Genomic DNA, 18044 nt, shown 5'->3' on the forward strand with positions numbered 1-18044 from the left:
GGGTGAACTCATGCAGATCGCGCCCCGCAGCGGCGGCCCCGTGCCCGACGTCGCCTCCCTCCTCGCCCGCCTCGCCGCCGACGGCGGTCGCCCGCGCCTCACCTGGTACGGCGACGACGGCGAGCGCGTCGAGCTCTCCGGCGCGGTGCTGGCCAACTGGGCGAGCAAGACCGTCAACCTGCTCGTCGAGGAGTTCGACGCCGCGCCCGGCACCCGGATCGTCGTCGACCTGCCCGTGCACTGGCGCACCGCCGTGTGGGCGCTGGCGGCCTGGCGCGCGGGGGTAACGGTGGCGCTGCCCGACGCCGGGGACGCGGCGCAGCCGGACGTGATCGTCACCGACGGCCCCGATCGCTGGGCCGGCGCTGGAGCTGACCTCGTCGTCGTCTCCCTGCCCGCCCTCGCCCGCCGGTACGACGGCGACCTGCCCGCCGGCGCGATCGACGCCGCGTCCGCGGTGATGACGTACGGCGACGCGATCGGCTGGGTGCCCGAGGTCGACCCAGGCCAGGACGCCCTGGTGACGGCCGCGGGCGCCGTCGGGCACAAGGAGCTGGTGCCCGAGCCCGGCTCCGGGGCGCGCGTCATGGTGGACGGCCGGGGAGCTGTCGCGGACGTCCTGCGCGAGCTGCTCGGCGTCTGGGCGGGCGGCGGCTCCGTCGTCCTTACCTCGGCGGCGACCGCCGCCGAGCTGGAGCGCGACGAGCCCCGCCTGACCCGGCTGCTGAGCACCGAGCAGGCCCAGGCCTGATCGCGTCCGGCCTTCTCCACGAACCCTCTACGGTCCGCCCCCTGCCGGAGCGCCGCCGTGCAACACCCAGCCTCTAGGATCGGTGGTCGTGACATTTCCCGACTTCAGCGCCCCGGGGGCGACGAACCCAGTCAAAGGGCCGTCCCATGCCCGGACCCTGAAGCAGGCGGGCGGTAGCGCGTCCCGCGTGGTCGGGATGGTGCTCGTCGCGGCATTCTCGCTCGCCGCCGCAGGCGGGGCTGCGGCCGTGACCAACCTGACCGGCAACATCGACACGGCCGAGATGACGGTGCTCGGGTCGGACCGGCCCGAGGTGGTGCTGCCCGAGGACCCGAACGCGGGTACCCCGCTGAACATCGTGCTCATGGGCAGCGACTCGCGCAGCGGGGCCAACGATGCCCTCGCCGGCGGCGGGGAGATGGGCGCCCGGTCCGACACCACCATCGTCATGCACATCTCGGGCGACCGGTCCCGGGTCGAGCTGGTCTCGATCCCCCGCGACTCCACGGTGGACGTACCGAGCTGCACGACGTCGGAGGGCGCCACCACTGCCGAGCTGTACGGCACCAAGTTCAACGCCGCCTTCTCCCAGGGTGTACAGGCCGGGGGCGACGTCGCATCCGGGGCGCTGTGCACCGTCAAGACGATCGAGCAGCTCACCGGCGTGTTCATCAACGGGTTCATGGTCGTCGACTTCGCCGGCTTCTCCTCGATGATCGACGCCGTGGGCGGTGTCGACGTCTGCGTCGAGGAGCCGATCTACTCCGAGAAGGCGAACAACCTCACCCTCGATCCCGGCGTCCACACGCTCCAGGGGGTCACGGCCCTCGACTATGCCCGCGCGCGCACCGGTACGGGCCTGGGCGACGGGTCCGACCTGGGTCGCATCGGCCGGCAGCAGGAGGTCCTGGCCTCGCTCGCCCGCAAGGTGCTGAGCCAAGAGGTGCTGACCAACCCGGCAAAGACCCTCAATTTCCTCAATGCCGTGACCGACTCGCTCACCATGAACGAGGAGCTGGCCAGCATCGACGGACTCGCCGGGTTGGCTTACTCCATGCGCGCCGTACGGCCTGACACGATCACGTTCATGACCGTCCCCAACGAGTACGACCCGACCAACGCGGCTAACGTCGTGTGGACGGACGAGGCCGTGACTCTGTGGGACAACGTCAAGAACGACCGGCCGGTCGTAGCCGCCCCCGACGCCCCCTCGGCGAACGCTTCGGCGTCCGCGCCCACGGGCGACCAGGGCACGGGCGGCGACGACACGGCCTCCACCACGGGGACGGACACCGGGACCGGGGACGCCCCCGAGCCCACGCCCACCCCGACCGAGATCAAGCAGGCCGGTGAAGAGGCCTTCACCGGCGCCGACACCACAAAGGTCTGCGGCTAGCCATGTCAGATCCCAGAACGTCGGACCGTTCGGCCCGAGAGGCCGACGACGACGTGACGCGCGTCCGGATCCCGCCCAGCTTCACGCCGCAGGGCGGAAGCGGGCGTCCGGGCGCCGACGACGCCATCCCGGTCGGTGACACGGGCGAGCGTCCGCGCATCGCGCCGGGTGCGGCGCCGGACAGGGAGCAGGGCGCGCTCGAGAACGCGGAGACCCCCGGCGTCGGGGTCCCCGGCGTCGGCGGCGCGCACCGCATCGGACGGCCGGAGGGCTCGGCCGACGCGCGCAGCGAACCACGTATCCGTAGACAGTCTTCCCGGGAGGTACCGGTGTCCGGCCAGCGCAACAATCCCCCGCCCATCCCACCGCGGAGGTCGGGGATGCCGGCTCGCAACGAGTCGGCCGGACCCCCGCGATCCATCCCGCCGCGCACGGCTCCGTCGACCGGCCAGCCGCCCCAGGCGATCCCGCCGGGTCGCCCGGTCCGGGCGAGCGCGGGTCCCGTGCGCCCGACGCCGGTGCGGCAGACGCCGCGGCCGGCAGCGGCAGGCGGCGGCCGGGGCGGGAACTACCCCGCGGGCGTCGCCTCCGGCGGGCGCGGCGGGCGCGGCGGCAACAACATCCGGATCCGCAAGGGCCGGGTGGCCGGCGTGATCGCGGTGCTGGTGGTGCTCGCGATCCTCGCGTGGCCGATCGGGCTCCTGATCTGGGCCGACGGCAGGATCCAGCACGTCGAGGCCCTGTCCGGTGCGGCGAACACGCCGGGCACGACCTACCTGCTCGCGGGTTCGGACGCGCGCGGCTCCGGCGGCATCGACGACTCCACGAGCGGCGCCCGTACGGACACGATCATGCTGCTGCACGAGCCCACGTCGGGCCCGGTGGCGCTCATCTCGCTCCCGCGCGACACCTACACGGAGATCCCGGGCAACGGCGCGAACAAGATCAACGCCGCGTACGCCTTCGGCGGGGCACCGCTGCTGGTCCAGACCGTGGAGGCACTCAGCGGGCTGACCGTCGACCACTACGTCGAGGTCGGCTTCGGTGGCGTCGTGGGCGTCGTGGACGCCGTCGGCGGCGTGGAACTCTGCTACGACGACCCCGTGCACGACGTGGACTCGAAGCTCGAATGGCCGGGCGGCTGCAACGTCGCGGACGGTGCGACAGCCCTCGCGTTCGCCCGCATGCGGAAGGCCGACCCGACGGGCGACATCGGCCGCGCCGAGCGTCAGCAGCAGGTCATCGCGCAGATCGGCCAGAAGGTCGCGGACCCGGCGATCCTGCTCAACCCGGCCTCGCAGGTCAGCCTCGCCGACGCCGGCCTGGGCGCGCTCGTGACCGACACCAACTCCGGGATCATCGACCTCGTGCGGCTGGGCCTCGCGTTCCGCTCCGCGAACGGCGACGACGGCGTGACCGGCACCCCGCCGATCGCCAGCATCGGCTACCGGACACCCACCGGCGCCTCGGCCGTCCTGCTCGACGAGAACCTGACCCCCCAGTTCTGGACCGACATCCGCGAGGGCAACTACACGGCAGGCGAGCAGGTAGGCGGCATGCCGGGCTCCTGACCCCTCCTTGGTTGTGGGCGGTCAGAGCTGGGCGCGGAGCTTGGCGCCCTTGGCGTGGGCGACCTTGCTCAGCTCCGCCTGGAACGCCTCCATACGGTCCCGCAGGGCCGTCGCCTCGGCGTCCACACCGGAGGCCAGGATGCGCGCGGCGAGCAGGCCCGCGTTCCGCGCGCCGCCGATCGACACGGTCGCGACCGGTACGCCGGCCGGCATCTGCACTATCGACAGCAGCGAGTCCATGCCGTCGAGGTACTTCAGCGGCACCGGCACCCCGATCACGGGCAGCGGCGTCACCGACGCCAGCATGCCGGGCAGGTGCGCGGCGCCGCCCGCGCCCGCGATGATCACGCGCAGGCCGCGGCCCGCGGCCTGCCGCCCATAGTCGATCATCTCGGTGGGCATGCGGTGGGCGGACACGACGTCGACCTCGACCGGCACGTCGAACTCGCCCAGCGCCTCTGCGGCCGCCTGCATGACCGGCCAGTCGGAGTCCGAGCCCATCACGATGCCGACCTGCGGGTTGCTGCTCATGCCTTCGCCTCTTCCTCGATGGTGATCCGGACAGGCTCGCCCCTCAGCAGCGCAGCCGCCGCGACGGCCCGACGCCGGACCTCGTCGAGGTCGTCGCCGCTCACGTTCACGTGCCCCAGCTTGCGGCCCGGCCGGATGCCCTTGCCGTACAGGTTGACGCGCGCCTCGGGGAACGCGGCGAGCAGCTCCGGCAGCGCGTCGGTGAGCTCGTCCAGCGTGGACCCGAGCACGTTCGCCATGACGGTCCAGGCAGCGGTCGGCTCGGTGGCACCCAGCGGCAGGTCCAGCACCGCTCGCAGGTGCTGCTCGAACTGGCTGGTCACGGCGCCGTCAATGGTCCAGTGGCCGCTGTTGTGCGGGCGCATCGCGAGCTCGTTGACCAGCACGGTCGGCGCCCCGTCCGGCCCAGTCACCTCGAACATCTCGACGGCCAGCACGCCGGTCACGTCCAGCCCGTCGGCCACCGTCGTCGCGATCTGCCGCGCACGCTCGTCGAGCCCGGCCGACAGCCCGGGCGCCGGGGCGATCACCTCGGAGCACACCCCGTCGCGCTGCACCGACTCGACGACGGGCCACGCCCGCACCTCGCCCGACGGCCGCCGGGCCACGAGGGCGGCCAGCTCGCGCGTGAAGGGCACCTTCTCCTCGACCAGCAGGGGCGGCCCGCCGTCGGCCACTGCCGCGAACCAGTCGGCGACGTCGTCCGCGGACGAGACCACGCGCACACCCTTGCCGTCGTAACCACCGCGGGACGTCTTCACGACGGCGGTGCCGCCCACCTCCGTCAGAAAGGCCGCAAGGGCGGTCCGCCCCTCCTGCGGGGACGACGACGGCAGCGGAGCCCACCGCGGGCACGGCACACCCAGCTCCGTGAGCCGCTGCCGCATCACGATCTTGTCCTGCGCCTGCACGAGCGCGTGCGGGCCGGGGCGCACCGGCGTCCCGTGCTCGATGAGGTCTGTGAGCAGGGCATTCGGCACGTGCTCGTGCTCGAAGGTCAGCACGTCGGCCGGACGGCCGGCGTCGGCAGGCGCGATGAGCGAGCGGATCGCCGCCTCGTCCCACGCCTCGCCCACCGGCGCGTCCGTGACGACCTGCGCCGCCGACGACGCCGGGTCCTCCACCAGGACACGCAGCCGGATGCCGAGCTCACCGGCGGCGGGAGCCATCATGCGGCCCAGCTGCCCGCCCCCGACAACCGCGACGACGGGCGGACCGGACGGGCGGGGACCTGCTGCACTGAAGTCGGTTGTTGCGCTCACGTCGGTGAAGCCTACCGGCGGCCGCGGCCCTTCCTCTGGCCGAAGCTGGAGATCTTCGACCCGACCGGCAGCACCTGGTGCGGGTCGAGCGTCTTCGGCACACCCGAGAGGAACACGGAGAACACCGGCGGGGTGCGCTGGGTGAGCTGGAGGTTGCCGCCGTCGGCCGCGACGAGATCGCGGGCCAGGGCGAGGCCGAGGCCCGTCCCATCACCCGACGTGACGCCGCGCTCGAAGATCCTGCCCTGCATGTCCTCGGGCACACCGTTGCCCTCGTCCGAGACCTCGACGGCCATCGCACCGCGCTGGCCCTCCCGGATCCGGAGGGTGGTGGTGCCGTCACCGTGCTTGAGCGAGTTCTCCAGCAGCGTGGACAGCACCTGGGCGAGTGCACCGGGGGTCGCCAGGACCCGCGCGCCGCCGGAGTCGACGACGTTCAGGTGGCGACCCGCCCGCTCGAACGACTCGCCCCACTCCTCCTCCTGCTGGTGGAAGATCAACATGACGTCCACGGACTCCGTGGTGCCGCCCTGCGCGCGCCGCGACCGCGTGAGCAGGTCGTCGACCACACCGACCAGCCGCTCCACCTGCTCGAGCGAGATCCGGGCCTCTTCCTGCACCTCGGGCTCGGTGGAGGTCATGGTGATCTCCTCCAGGCGCATCGTCAGTGCCGTGAGCGGGGTGCGGAGCTGGTGCGAGGCGTCCGAGGTGAACTGCCGCTCCACCGCGAGCCGGGCCGCCAGCCGGTCGGAGCTGCGCGCCAGCTCGGCCGCGACCAGGTCGATCTCCTCGACGCCGGACGGGTCCAGACGTGGACGCACCTGTCCCGCGCCGAGCTGTTCGGCTGACGCAGCGAGGTACACAAACGGCTGCGCCAAGCGGTTCGCCTGCCAGGCGGCCGTGACGGCGCCCGCGGCGAACGCGCCGACACTGCCGAACACAACGAGCACCACGACGTTGATCGCCTTGATGTACGCCGGCCAGGCCGAGACGGAGACCACGACGCCCATGACGGGCTGCTCCTCGGACGTGAGCCCTCGGTCGATGGTGGGGCCGGCCACGGGCTCGCCCGAGATCAGCTGCTCACCGTTCGGCTGGTTCACCGTCACATAGGCGAGGACGTCGTTGGGCTGAGGTTGCACCGCGCGGTCCACGACCGACTGGTCGACGAACCCGGCGTCGGCGGCCGAGCGGTTGCGCTCGTAAGAGTTGACGGCGGAGGCCAAGAGGTCCTGCGCCCGGGTCTCGACTCGCTGGATTTCCTGGCCGTAGATGTACCGGGCACCGAAGATCGCGAGCGGGATGCCCAGGAGCAGGACGGCGACCGCAACCGCGGCGATCGTCGCCTGCAGCACGCGGGCGCGCATCTGGCTAGCTCGCCCCGATCTCGAAGCGGAAACCGAGACCGCGCACGGTGGAGACGTAACGCGGTGCGTTCGCGTCGTCACCGAGCTTGCGGCGCAGCCAGGACACGTGCATGTCCAGCGTCTTGGTCGAGCCGACCGGGTCGGAGCCCCACACGTCGCGCATCAGCGTGTCGCGGACGACGACGGAGCCAGCGTTCTGCACGAGGACGCGCAGGAGGTCGAACTCCTTCGTGGTCAGGTGCAGCTCTCGCTCGCCCTGGAAGGCACGGTGCGCGGACACGTCCACGCGGACGTCCTGTGCATGCAGCTCCTCCTCCTCGCCGGTCTCGCCGTGCGAGCGGCGCAGGAGCGCCCGCACACGTGCGAGCAGCTCAGCCAGGCGGAAGGGCTTGGTGACGTAGTCGTCGGCACCGGCGTCAAGGCCTACGACGAGGTCGACCTCGTCGGCACGGGCAGTCAGCACCAGGACGGGCACGGTGAGGCCATTGGCCCTGATCTCGCGCGCGACATCAAGCCCATCCATATCGGGGAGGCCCAGGTCCAGAACTACGATGTCCGCACCGGTCGAGCTCTCGATCGCACCTTTGCCGGTTCCTTGCACGACAACGTCGTATCCCTCACGGGAGAGCGCTCGTGCCAACGGCTCGGCAATGGCCGGGTCGTCTTCGGCTAGGAGTACGTGAGTCATTTCGCCATCGTAGGGCATAACCGACGCTGTGGCGCTACCCGGGCACGCATACGATGCCCACTCCACCGAATCCTTTCGGCAGAGGCCGCCATGGCGCAAGTGCTACCACGGTATGACGCGCCCGCGCAACGGTTCCACCTACGCTGACCTGCATGGGTTGGTACGAGCGGTGGGCGCAATGGTCTGAACGGTACCGGTTCGTGTTCGACCTCGTCCTGACGGTCGTCGCGTGGCTGTTTGTCATGGTCCTGTCGGCGTCGGGTTCCTACGGCCTTTCGGGTACGGAGTCCGCGCTCCTCGCCGCCGCCGTGCTCGCACCGCTCCCCTGGTGCCGCACGCGGCCCGTCGCCTCGTGCGTAGCGATGTTCGTCGTGTGCATGCTGCAGGTCACCGCTCTCGGTCTGCCCGTGTTTCTCCCGGCCGACCTCGCCGTGCTGGTGTCGATGTACTGCGTCACCGTCTACGGCCCGCGGTGGGCATACCTGATGGCGTGCGGGATGACGATGATCGGCGCCGTCACCGTCGGCGTCGGGATGTGGGCCCGGTACCCCGGGGACTCACTGGCGAGCACCATCCCCGCCATCATCCTGATCATGGCCCTCCTCGCCTGCTCCTTCGCCTTCGGCCTGCTCCGCCGGTCCCGGCGCGCGATGCTCGTGGCCATGCGCGACCGCGCCGACCGGCTGGAGATCGAGCGCGACCAGCAGGCGCAGATCGCCACGGCCGCCGAGCGGGCCCGCATCGCCCGCGAGATGCACGACATCGTGGCCCACTCCCTGTCCGTGGTGATCGCGCAGGCCGACGGCGGGCGGTACGCCGCGGCCGCCGACCCGGCAGCCGCCGAGCGGTCCCTCAACACGATCGCCGAGACGGGCCGCGCGGCACTCGCCGACATGCGCCGCCTGCTCGGTGTGCTGCGGGAAGGGCCGGGCCGGGTGACCACGCCGCTGGGCCTGGTCGCGCCGGACGACACGCCCGCCCGACGCCGGACGCCGGCGGCCGGGCCGGTCACGAGGGCCGAGTCGAGGGCGAGCTCGGCGGCCCCAGGGAGCCCCCCGAGCGGCGGCGCCGGGCTCGGGGACGACCCGGTGGCGGCAGCGCCGTCGTCGGGCAGCGCCGCCCCCCTGCGACCCCAGCCCGATGCCACCGACATCGGCGACCTGGTCAGCCAGGCCCGCGACGACGGCCTCAAGGTCTCCTGGGCGCGGGTGGGTGTCGAGCGGCGGCTGCCGCCCGGCGTCGGGCTCACGCTGTTCCGGGTGTGCCAGGAGGCGCTCACCAACGTGCGCAAGCACGCCGGCCCCCGGCCCGCCGTCACCGTCCTGCTGCGCTGGGGCGAGGACCAGGTGGAGCTGCGCGTGGACGACGACGGCCGCGGCCTGGCGGCCGACGGCTCGCCGGATCCCGCGGAACCTTCGCCCTCGGCCGGATACGGTCTGCTCGGGATGCGCGAGCGCGCCGAGATGTTCGGCGGGACGCTCACCGCCGGGCCCCGCCGGGGCGGCGGCTACTCGGTCCGGTTCGTCGTGCCGATCCCGCGGTCGTCCGACGTCGTGCCCAGCCTGCCCCAGGACGAACCCGACGCCGGGCAGCCGGACGCTGCACCCGCTCCGCCCGAGGACCGAGCCTCCCGGGCCGCCCAGGCCCAGGCCGATCTGGACAACACCCAAGGAGCACGATGACCTACGCCCCTGACGCCTCCGCACCGGTGCGGGTAGCGCTCGTCGACGACCAGCCGCTGGTCCGCGCCGGCCTGCGCATGGTGATCGACTCGCAGCCCGACCTGCGGGTGGTCGTCGAGGCCGACGACGGCCGCGACGCGCTGCGCCTGCTGGCCACGACCGTCTCCGACGTCGTGCTGATGGACGTGCGTATGCCGGGGATGGACGGGCTGACCGCCACCCGGGCGCTCCTGGCCGACGGCGGCCGGGCCGCGGCGGGCGACCCGCGCGTCGTCGTGCTGACGACGTTCGACCTGGACGAGTACGTGCTCGACGCCATCCGGGCGGGAGCCAGCGGGTTCCTGCTCAAGGACGCCCAGCCGGAGGAGCTGCTCACCGCGATCCGCACGGTGCACCAGGGTGACGCGGTGATCGCGCCGTCGTCCACCCGACGGCTGATGGAGCGACTGGTCACGGCGCTGCCGCCCGAGGAGGCGGCGGGTCCGCAGGAGGCGCTGGCCGCGCTCACGGGACGGGAGCGCGAGGTGCTCGTGCTCATGGCCCGCGGCCGGTCCAACACGGAGATCGGGTCCGACCTGTTCGTCGCGGAGGCGACGGTCAAGACGCACGTGGGCCGCATCCTGGCCAAGCTGAACGCCCGCGACCGAGTCCAGGCGGTGGTGACGGCCTACGAGACGGGCCTGGTCCGCCCGGGCACGTAGGCCCCGTCTAGTCCGTAGCCAGGGCGGTCAGCGGGCGGGTGCGGGTGGCAGCTCTTGCGGGGATCACCGAGGCGGCCAGGCCGGCGACCAGGGCCACGGCCAGGACGGTGGTGATCTCGGCCCACGGGACCACGAGCGGCACCCGGCCGAGGACGGACAGCGCAGTGGTGGCGCCCGCCCACCCGTACACCAGGCCGAGCACAACGCCGAGCACCGCACCCACTGCCGCGATGACCAGGCCCTCGACGGCGAGCGTCGCCCGGAGCTGGCCCTTGGAGAGCCCGATGGCCCGCAGCACGGCGTTCTCCCGGGTGCGGTCGATGACGGACAGCGACAGGGTGTTGGCCACGCCGATCAGGGCGATGAGCACGGCGACGGCGAGCAGCCCGACCACTATCGAGAGGATCGCGTCGATGATCTGCTGATAGGCCGACCGTTCGACGACGATCCCGGCGATCCCGACCGTCTCCCCGGTGGTGGAGACCGCCTCCTGCACGGCGGAGACGACCTGACCGGCGTCGCGGCCGTCGTCGACCGCCGCCCACACCTCGCCGGCCGCCAGTCCCGGGGCGAAGGCCGCGAGGTCCTGCGGCGTCACATAGGCCCGGTCGGCCTGGGAGTCGGTGTGCGCGACGTCCAGCGTGATCTCGCCGCCCGGCCCGGTGAGCTCAAGGGTGTCGAGGCCTTCCAGGCCGTACAGCGTGGCCGCCCGTTCCGGGACGACGACGGTGCCGGGCCGCAGCCGTTCGGCGTCGACCGGCGTGTTCGCGACGGACCGCAGGTCCGCCGGGTCGACGGCGGCGACCTGCACCGGCCGGCCCTCGTCCGCCCGCTGGGCGGACACGTTCGTCACCTCGATCACGGCACCGAGCCCGTCGACGCCGTCCAGGGCGTTGATCACGGCGGCGGGCACCGCGGTGGCCGCACCGGTGTCGTCGTACGTGGTGCTGGTGACCTGGAGGTCGACGGGGAAGCGCGCGTCCAGCTCGTCGTCCATGGCGACGCGCGCGCTGGCGGCCCCCGTCGTCATCATGGAGACGAGCGTGACGCCGATGAGCAGCGCGGTGGACGTCGCGGCCGTGCGGCGCGGGTTGCGCAGCGCGTTGGCCGAGGCCAGGCGGGCCGCCGGACCCCCGACGCCCGCGAGCCTGCCGAAGGTGGCGGCGACCTGGGGCAGCCAGAAGACTGAGCCGACGATGACGCCGACGAACGACACGGAGCCGCCGAGCACCGTGGCGAACAGCCCGGCGTCGATCCGGCCGGCCATCCCGAGGGCCACACCGACGGCCATCGCCGCGAGCCCGCCGAGCGTGGCGATCCCGGCGAACACCGCCCGGGCACGGCCGGTCCCAGAGGCCCCGGGGGCGTCAGCGGGACGCAGGGCGGCGAGCGGGGCGACGTGTGACGCGGCCCGCGCCGGGGCGAGCGCCGCGGCCAGCGTCACGAGCAGGCCCACACCGAGCGGCACGAGGAGCTCGGCGGCGGTCGGGACGACCGTCCGCGGCAGCGCCACCCCGAGGTCGAAGCTCGGCGCGACCAGGAGTCCGGCCTGCACGAGCAGGGACCCGACGACGACCCCCGCCACCGAGGCGAGGACACCGAGGATCGCCGCCTCCAGCAGGACGCTCCGGTAGACCTGCCCGGTGCTGGCGCCCACGCAGCGCAGCAGGGCGAGCGTGTGCGACCGCTGCGCGACGAGGACCTGGAAGGTGTTGGTGATGACGAGCCCCGCCACCACCAGGGACACCGCGGCCAGCGCCAGGGCGAACACGAGGTAGAGGATGTTCTGGCCGCCCGAGATCGCCGAGACCACATCCTCCGCGTACTCCTCGGGGGTGGTGACCCCGGTCGCGGTCGGGACGGCGGCGGCGAGGGCGGCCCGGGCAGTGGCGAGGGCGGCTGTGTCGTCGGCCGCGCCGTCTGCTGCGCCGTCGGCCCCGCCGGCGGGCTGGTCGAGGGCGACGACCAGCGTCCGCATGCCTGGCGGCCCGGCGGCACCCGCCTCGGCGGCGAGGCGCTTCTCCAGCGCCTCCGGGGTGACGACGGCGACGCCGCCGCCCGCGGCAAAGGTGCCCAGCGGGTCGTCGACGAGGCCGGACACCGTCAGCTGCTCGCTGACCTCCTGGCCGCCGTAGCACTCGGCGCCGTTCTCGTCCGTAGCGGGCCGGCCGCCCCGCAGGCAGCGGGTCGACGCGATGGTGTCGCCCACGCCCACCCCGAAGAGCTCGGCGACCTCCACGGGGAGCACCAGGCGGTCGGGACCGTCCGCCCAGGCGCCGTCGGCCAGGACCAGCGGCGACAGCCGCGGGTCCGAGGGGGTCGCGACGAGCGACTGGTAGACGGTCCTGCCGCCGTGGCTGAGCTCCGCGTAAGCGCCGCGGAACCCGTCGGCCGCCGCTACCCCGTCTACCGCGCGTACCGCGTCGACGTCCGCCGAGGTCATGTTTCCCCCACGGTCGAAGACCACGAGGTCCGCGTCGGCGTACTGTGCGGCGACCTGGTCGTACGTGGTGCGGGTGATGACGGTGCCCGCCTGCAGCGTCGCGGCCACGAACGCGGTGCTGATGACGATGGCGACACCTGCGGCGGCGAGCCGGCCGGCGCTGCGGCGCATCTGGGCCAGCGCGAGGCGGACGGTGGGGTCGGTGCTCGGCACGCGAGTCACTCCCTCGCGAGTGCCGCCACCGGGAGGTCAGGTGTGGGCCCGGCCATCAGGCAGCCGCCCCTCTGGTGACGATGGCGGGTTCGAGGGTGCGTAGGGCGTCCAGGCCGGCCATCGCGGACTCGGGTGTCGGGTCGGAGATGTCGCCCGCGATCCGGCCGTCCGCGATCAATACCACCCGGTCCGCGTACGCGGCCGCCGACGGGTCATGCGTGACCATGATGATCGTGCGCCCCAGCTCCCGGACCGAACGCCGCAGGAAGGACAGGACCTCGGCGCCGGAGCGGGAGTCGAGGTTGCCGGTCGGCTCGTCCGCGAACACCACGTCCGGCTGCGCGATCAACGCCCGGGCGATCGCGACGCGCTGCTGCTGCCCGCCCGAGAGCTCCCCGGGGCGGTGGGTCAACCGGCCACCCAGCCCGAGGGTCTCGATCAGGGTGTTGAACCAGGCCCGGTCCACCGTGCCGCCGGCCAGCTCGACCGGCAGGGTGATGTTCTGCTCCGCGGTAAACATCGGCAACAGGTTGAACTGCTGGAACACGAACCCCACCCGGTCGCGACGCAACCGCGTCAGCGCCTTGTCCCCCAGACCGGTGATCTCCGTCTCCCCGAGAAACGCCTGCCCACCCGTGGCGGTGTCCAACCCGGCCAGCAGGTGCATCAGCGTCGACTTACCCGACCCCGACGGCCCCATGATCGCGGTAAACCGACCCTGCTCGAAGTCAACATCCACCCCGTCCAACGCCCGCACCACCGCCTCACCCCCGCCATACGTCTTCGCCAGACCCCGAGCACGAACAGCACGAGTTGTGTCCACGAGAATCTCCTCGGTTCGATCAGGCTGCCGGTGGTACGTGCGGACCGCCGGTGGCGGCCCGCACCGGGCGGTGCTCGCGGGAGATGACCCCGCGTGCTGCCCGGAAGTGGTCCGGCCTTCCCGGGATGGACCCCGGTACGGCCGGCAGTGACGAACCTACGGAGCCGGGACGGCCCGGGGCATCGGGCGTTGGCCTGATCCTTGCTGGGGTCTGTCATCCCCTGGTCGTACATCTGGTCGGCCCGGGGTAGGGGCACTCACCCAGGGGTTGTGCCGTAGGGAGCGCAACGCCGCGCCTGTGGAAACCAGGTCCGTGCACAGGGCGCCCGCTCCTGGACCCGCTCCGGGTGGGCGCGCGGCGAGGCTGGGTGCCATGACCCGAACCTCGATGTCCGACGGCGCGGTGCGCGTGACCCTGCACCCGGGCGAGGACGTGCTCCTGCGCCCGGGAGCCCGGCTCGGCGACGTCCGCGCGCCCCTCGCCGCCCTCACCAGACGCCCCGAGCTGCGGTACACGCCGCTCACGGTCGACGGCGCGTGCCTGGCCGACAACCAGGTGGTCGGCGAGCGCCCGCTGCTGCCCGGTGCCGTCCTGCAGGTCGCGAGCACGGACTCACCCGGGCGTACGACGGCGGCTCGCTCCTGGCCGGCGTCCGGCGGGGCGTGGACGGCGTCCGGCGGGGCGTGGCTCGTCGCCCGCGTGACCGGGCCCGACGCCGGGGCGATGGTCGGCGTCGACGGTCCGTGGGCCGCGGCCCGGGCCTGGGTCCGGCTGCGCCCGGGCGGGCGGCTCGCGGTCCGCCGAGCGGGCGGTCCCGCGACGTGGCTCGCGCCTCGTCCCGAGCCTGGGCTGGGGCCTGGCGGCGTCCCCTGGGCGCTCGCGCTGCTCCCGGCGATTGCGTCCCTGGGCCTCGCCGCGGCCCTGCGCCAACCGCTCCTGGCGGTGTTTGCGCTGCTAGGCCTGGTTGTGGCGGTCCCGCAGCTGCGTGCCGCCCGACAGCGAGCCGCGGCCCACGGCGCCGTCCGGGACCGGTCGCGCGAGGTTCCCGGCCCGGCCCGGCTCCTGGGGTTCGCGCACGCCGCGCTCCAGGTCTCCCCCGGCGCCTGGGCTGCGGCGCGGGAGGCGCACGCGACTGCCCAGGCCGTCAGCCGGGCTCCGGTTCCGTCTCCGGTTCCATCTGCGATTGGAGTTCTGGTTGGAGCTCCGGTTGGAGCTCCGGTTGGAGCTCAGGGTCGGGCTCAGGACGGCGACGCCTGGGACCAGCTGTTGCACGACGGCGCCGTCGCCGTGCTCGGGCCCGACGACCTGGCCCGCTCGGTCGCCCGCGCGCTCGTCGCCGGTCTCGCCGCCCGGGGTGCGACCGTGCGGGTCGGGGCTGCGGCCCCGGGCTGGTGCTGGGCCCGCTGGCTCCCGGACGGCGGGCCGCTGGTCCTGGTGACCGATCGCGCGCCCGGCAACGACCACACGAGGGCGGCCACGGCCTCGGCCCTCGCCGGACCAGCGCTCGACGCGCCGGCGGCAGGCTTCGTGGTCTCCGTCGGAGCCGTCCCGCCCGGTTGCCGCGCAGTGGTCCGGGTGCTCGACGCTCACCGCGTGCGAATCACCGGGCCCGACGGCGCGGAGCGAGTAACCCCGCTCGTCGGCGTCACGGCCGATTGGGCCGAGCGCCTGGCCCGGCTGCTCGCCGGTGCCGCCTGGCTCGGCCGGACCTCGGCCGCCCTGCACGGTTCCGCCGTCGAGCCAGCGGAGCAAGCCCTCCGGCCCGGCCTCCTGCCCGGCCTCTTGCCCGACGTCGTGCCCCTGACCAGGGCGCACGACCTGTCCACGGCACCCGGACCGGAAGCCGTCGCCGCGAGGTGGGCCGACGCCCGCACGTGGGCCGTGCCGCTCGGCATCGGCGTCGACGGCGCGCCCGTCTGTCTCGACCTGGTGCGCGACGGACCGCACCTGCTCGTCGCCGGCACCACCGGCTCGGGCAAGTCGGAGCTGCTGCAGACACTCGTGCTCGGGCTCGCGCTGACGCGGTCGCCCGACGACCTGGCCCTCGTGCTGGTGGACTTCAAGGGCGGCGCGAGCCTCGGCGTCTGCCCGGGGCTGCCGCACGTGGTCGGCCAGGTCACCGACCTGGAGCCGGGGCTGGCCGCCCGGGCCCTCGCCGGGCTCCGCGCGGAGCTGCGCCGTCGCGAGCGGATCCTGGCTGCCCGGTCGGTGCCCGACGTCGCCGCCCTGCCGACCGGCACGCTCCCTCGGCTGGTGGTGGTGATCGACGAGTTCCGCGCTCTGGCCGACGACCTGCCCCAGTTCCTGCCCGCCCTGCTGCGGGTCGCCGCCCAGGGGCGGTCGCTCGGCGTGCACCTGGTGCTCGCTACGCAGCGCCCCGGCGGAGCGGTCGGGCCCGACCTGCAGGCCAACGTCAGCGCGCGCGTCGCGCTCCGGGTCACCGACGCGCTGGAGTCGCGTGACGTGCTCGACGACCCCGCGGCCGCACACATCTCGACTGCGACACCGGGACGGGCGCTGCTGCGCCTGGGGTCGGCCCCACCCGTGCTGCTCCAGTGCGCCCGGGCCACGGCCCCGCCGATGGCCGAGCCGCCGCTGGTACGGCGCGCTCCGGCGTGGCTCGGTCGGACGTGGCCCGATCCGGCACGGCCCGATCCGGCACGGCCCGATCGGGCCGGGACTGTGCCGGTGAGCGCCTCCGCGGCCCTGCGCGGACACGTGCCCGGCGGTCCGGCTGTGCCTGCACTGCCCGACGTCGCCACGCTCGTGGCCGAGGCAGCCCGCGAGGCGGCGCGAGCACTGGGTCACGTGCCGGGCGCCCCGCCATGGCAGCCGCCGCTCCCCCGGCAGGCCACCGGCGCGGACCTGCCCCCGGCCACCCGGCGGAGCCGGGCCGGCCTTGTGCTCGCCCTCGGCGACGACCCGGACCTGCAGCGGCGCACCGCCGTCGTCTGGGACCCGCGCGACGGTCATCTCGCGATCCTCGGGCGGGCCCGTTCAGGACGCACCACGGCGCTCATCACCCTCGCTCTGGCCGCCCTGCGCCAGGGATGGGCGGTGCACGGGATCGCCCGCGACGCGAGACCGCTCGCCGCCCTGCGGCACCACCCCGGCTACGGCCGGACCATCCACCCGGATGACGCCGCGGCGATAGCCCACCTGCTGTCCGACGCCGCCCCGGCCGGCGATCGAAAGCCGGTGCCCGACGGATCCCCGGACGCGAGTCAGGAGCGCAGCGCCCGCACCCTGGTCCTCGTCGACGGCGCCGAGGACGTGCGGGGCACACTGCCGCCCGCGGCGCTGCGACCGGGAGTCGCGTTCGCGCTCTCGGCCGACGGCCCGTCGCTGGGCGGTCTGGCGGCACGGGTCGGGCCGCGCCTGGTGCTGCTCAGCACGGACCGCTCGGCCGACGTCGTGCTGGGGGCACCGGTCGCGCTCGCGGGCTCGGGCGGACCGCCGGGCCGGGCCGCGTGGTGCGGCCGGGGAGATCCGGTGCTGTGCCAGGTGCTGGTGCCTGACGGCCCTCCGGGGCGGTCCGGGATCAGTCCTCGGAGCCGGTCGCCGACGTCACGGCGACGACCGAGGGAGTCATGAGCAGGCCGCCCACCAGCAGGGCGAGCACAAGCGCCACCCAGCCGCCCACCACCGTGATCCCGGTCCCGCTGCCGATCGCGGCGACGGATCCGATGAGCTGAAAAAGCTGCCAGGTCACGACGGGACCGCGGCCGGAACGGCGGCCCCGGAGAAGTGCCCGGCAGGACACCACGAGCACCCAGGCAACTCCAAGGAGAAAGAGCACCAGAAAGAGGCTTACTCCCAAGGACGTGGAACCACCTGTAAGGATTTCACCAAGAAGCACTACTGAGAAAGCAACGAAGCCGATGACCTCGACGATGACACCGATCACGAGGGCGCTGAGAAACGGCGGAACGCTGCGGGCGAAAATGGCTTTCAGTACTGGCACGACGGGCTAGAATACCGGTGAGCGGCCTATTCACAACAGTGTGACGGATCCCTCAGGGTTCACGGCTGAGAAACTTCGCCGTAACCCCTTGTGCGACTGTTCACGAGCGTGTGAACCTAGTTGCAGCAATCCACCACACCTCGAACTGACCCCCGTCGGTCACCGTCTGGCGCACAGCGATCGGAAAACGATCCACAACCAGACCTGTGCACCCCAGACGCACGATGACGACGCTCCCAGATGGCGAGCCGGACGGCGGGTAGTTCCTTCCAAGGAGTACGTGACCATGGACTGGCGCCACCGCGCAGCATGTCTCGAAGAAGACCCCGAACTGTTCTTCCCGATCGGCAACACGGGTCCCGCCCTTCTGCAGATCGAGGAGGCCAAGGCAGTGTGCCGTCGTTGCGACGTCGTAGACACCTGCCTCAAGTGGGCAATTGACTCCGGTCAGGACGCCGGTGTCTGGGGCGGTATGAGCGAGGACGAGCGCCGCGCGCTCAAGCGCCGCACTGCGCGCGCTCGTCGCGCGGGCTGACCCAGCACGGGTTGATCCAGCCGAGACGTTTCGCCGCGAGCCGCGCCTGAGCACTCCCCCTTCGCTCAGGCACGGCTCGCGTCTTTTTTCGCGCTCCGGTCCGGACTACCCGCCCG

General features: G+C 73.3%; 14 protein-coding genes. 7 read left to right on the forward strand and 7 right to left on the reverse strand.

Annotated elements, in window-relative coordinates; translation table 11 throughout:
• Nucleotides 1-10 precede the first annotated feature (10 nt).
• The 3 genes from AB1046_RS12535 (at nucleotide 11) to AB1046_RS12545 (ending at nucleotide 3718) form a co-directional block, all read left to right on the forward strand.
• Complete coding sequence (locus AB1046_RS12535; RefSeq protein ID WP_369369641.1) at nucleotides 11-751, forward strand: TIGR03089 family protein; 741 nt, start codon at nucleotides 11-13, stop codon at nucleotides 749-751.
• An 88-nt stretch (nucleotides 752-839) separates the two neighbouring features.
• Nucleotides 840-2147 carry an LCP family protein gene (locus AB1046_RS12540; RefSeq protein ID WP_369369642.1) on the forward strand — a complete coding sequence of 436 codons (1308 nt, stop codon included), beginning with the start codon at nucleotides 840-842 and terminating at the stop codon, nucleotides 2145-2147.
• 2 nt (nucleotides 2148-2149) lie between these two features.
• Entirely contained in the window at nucleotides 2150-3718 is a 1569-nt protein-coding gene (locus AB1046_RS12545) for an LCP family protein (protein WP_369369643.1), read from the forward strand.
• Between the two features lie 21 nt (nucleotides 3719-3739).
• On the opposite strand, the gene purE is transcribed toward AB1046_RS12545, so the two are convergent.
• The 4 genes from purE to AB1046_RS12565 form a co-directional block, all read right to left on the reverse strand.
• Nucleotides 3740-4249, reverse strand: coding sequence for a 5-(carboxyamino)imidazole ribonucleotide mutase (purE, locus tag AB1046_RS12550; protein ID WP_369369644.1), 510 nt, complete (start codon nucleotides 4247-4249; stop codon nucleotides 3740-3742).
• Nucleotides 4246-5421, reverse strand: a complete 1176-nt coding sequence (locus tag AB1046_RS12555; protein ID WP_369375685.1) for a 5-(carboxyamino)imidazole ribonucleotide synthase — start codon at nucleotides 5419-5421, stop codon at nucleotides 4246-4248. The genes purE and AB1046_RS12555 overlap by 4 nt, the downstream gene beginning before the upstream one ends.
• Nucleotides 5422-5522: 101 nt before the next feature.
• Nucleotides 5523-6878, reverse strand: a complete 1356-nt coding sequence (locus AB1046_RS12560) for a sensor histidine kinase (RefSeq protein ID WP_369369645.1) — start codon at nucleotides 6876-6878, stop codon at nucleotides 5523-5525.
• A gap of 4 nt (nucleotides 6879-6882) precedes the next feature.
• A complete protein-coding gene (locus AB1046_RS12565) occupies nucleotides 6883-7566 on the reverse strand; it encodes a response regulator transcription factor (protein ID WP_357483004.1) in 684 nt (227 codons plus the stop codon).
• A gap of 152 nt (nucleotides 7567-7718) precedes the next feature.
• Here AB1046_RS12565 and AB1046_RS12570 point away from each other — a divergent pair, with 152 nt between their 5' ends.
• Nucleotides 7719-9248: a sensor histidine kinase gene (locus tag AB1046_RS12570; RefSeq protein ID WP_369369646.1), complete on the forward strand. Its 1530-nt coding sequence runs from the start codon at nucleotides 7719-7721 to the stop codon at nucleotides 9246-9248.
• Nucleotides 9245-9949, forward strand: a complete 705-nt coding sequence (locus AB1046_RS12575) for a response regulator (RefSeq protein WP_369369647.1) — start codon at nucleotides 9245-9247, stop codon at nucleotides 9947-9949. Before AB1046_RS12570 ends, AB1046_RS12575 begins: the two co-directional genes overlap by 4 nt.
• Nucleotides 9950-9956: 7 nt before the next feature.
• Here the strand turns inward: AB1046_RS12575 and AB1046_RS12580 are convergent, their stop codons facing one another.
• Both AB1046_RS12580 and AB1046_RS12585 read right to left on the reverse strand, forming a co-directional pair.
• Nucleotides 9957-12605: an FtsX-like permease family protein gene (locus AB1046_RS12580; protein WP_369369648.1), complete on the reverse strand. Its 2649-nt coding sequence runs from the start codon at nucleotides 12603-12605 to the stop codon at nucleotides 9957-9959.
• A 55-nt stretch (nucleotides 12606-12660) separates the two neighbouring features.
• Complete coding sequence (locus AB1046_RS12585; protein ID WP_369369649.1) at nucleotides 12661-13428, reverse strand: ABC transporter ATP-binding protein; 768 nt, start codon at nucleotides 13426-13428, stop codon at nucleotides 12661-12663.
• 373 nt (nucleotides 13429-13801) lie between these two features.
• Here AB1046_RS12585 and AB1046_RS12590 point away from each other — a divergent pair, with 373 nt between their 5' ends.
• Nucleotides 13802-17023: an FtsK/SpoIIIE domain-containing protein gene (locus AB1046_RS12590; protein ID WP_369369650.1), complete on the forward strand. Its 3222-nt coding sequence runs from the start codon at nucleotides 13802-13804 to the stop codon at nucleotides 17021-17023.
• Here AB1046_RS12590 and AB1046_RS12595 read toward each other — a convergent pair.
• Nucleotides 16971-17228: a hypothetical protein gene (locus AB1046_RS12595; RefSeq protein WP_369369651.1), complete on the reverse strand. Its 258-nt coding sequence runs from the start codon at nucleotides 17226-17228 to the stop codon at nucleotides 16971-16973. The genes AB1046_RS12590 and AB1046_RS12595 overlap by 53 nt on opposite strands.
• 451 nt (nucleotides 17229-17679) lie before the next feature.
• Between AB1046_RS12595 and AB1046_RS12600 the strand changes: the two genes are divergently transcribed.
• On the forward strand, nucleotides 17680-17928 hold the full coding sequence (locus AB1046_RS12600; RefSeq protein ID WP_369369652.1) for a WhiB family transcriptional regulator: 249 nt from the start codon (nucleotides 17680-17682) through the stop codon (nucleotides 17926-17928).
• The last annotated feature ends 116 nt before the right edge of the window (nucleotides 17929-18044 follow it).

The organism is Promicromonospora sp. Populi (assembly GCF_041081105.1).
Taxonomy (GTDB): Bacteria; Actinomycetota; Actinomycetes; order Actinomycetales; family Cellulomonadaceae; genus Promicromonospora.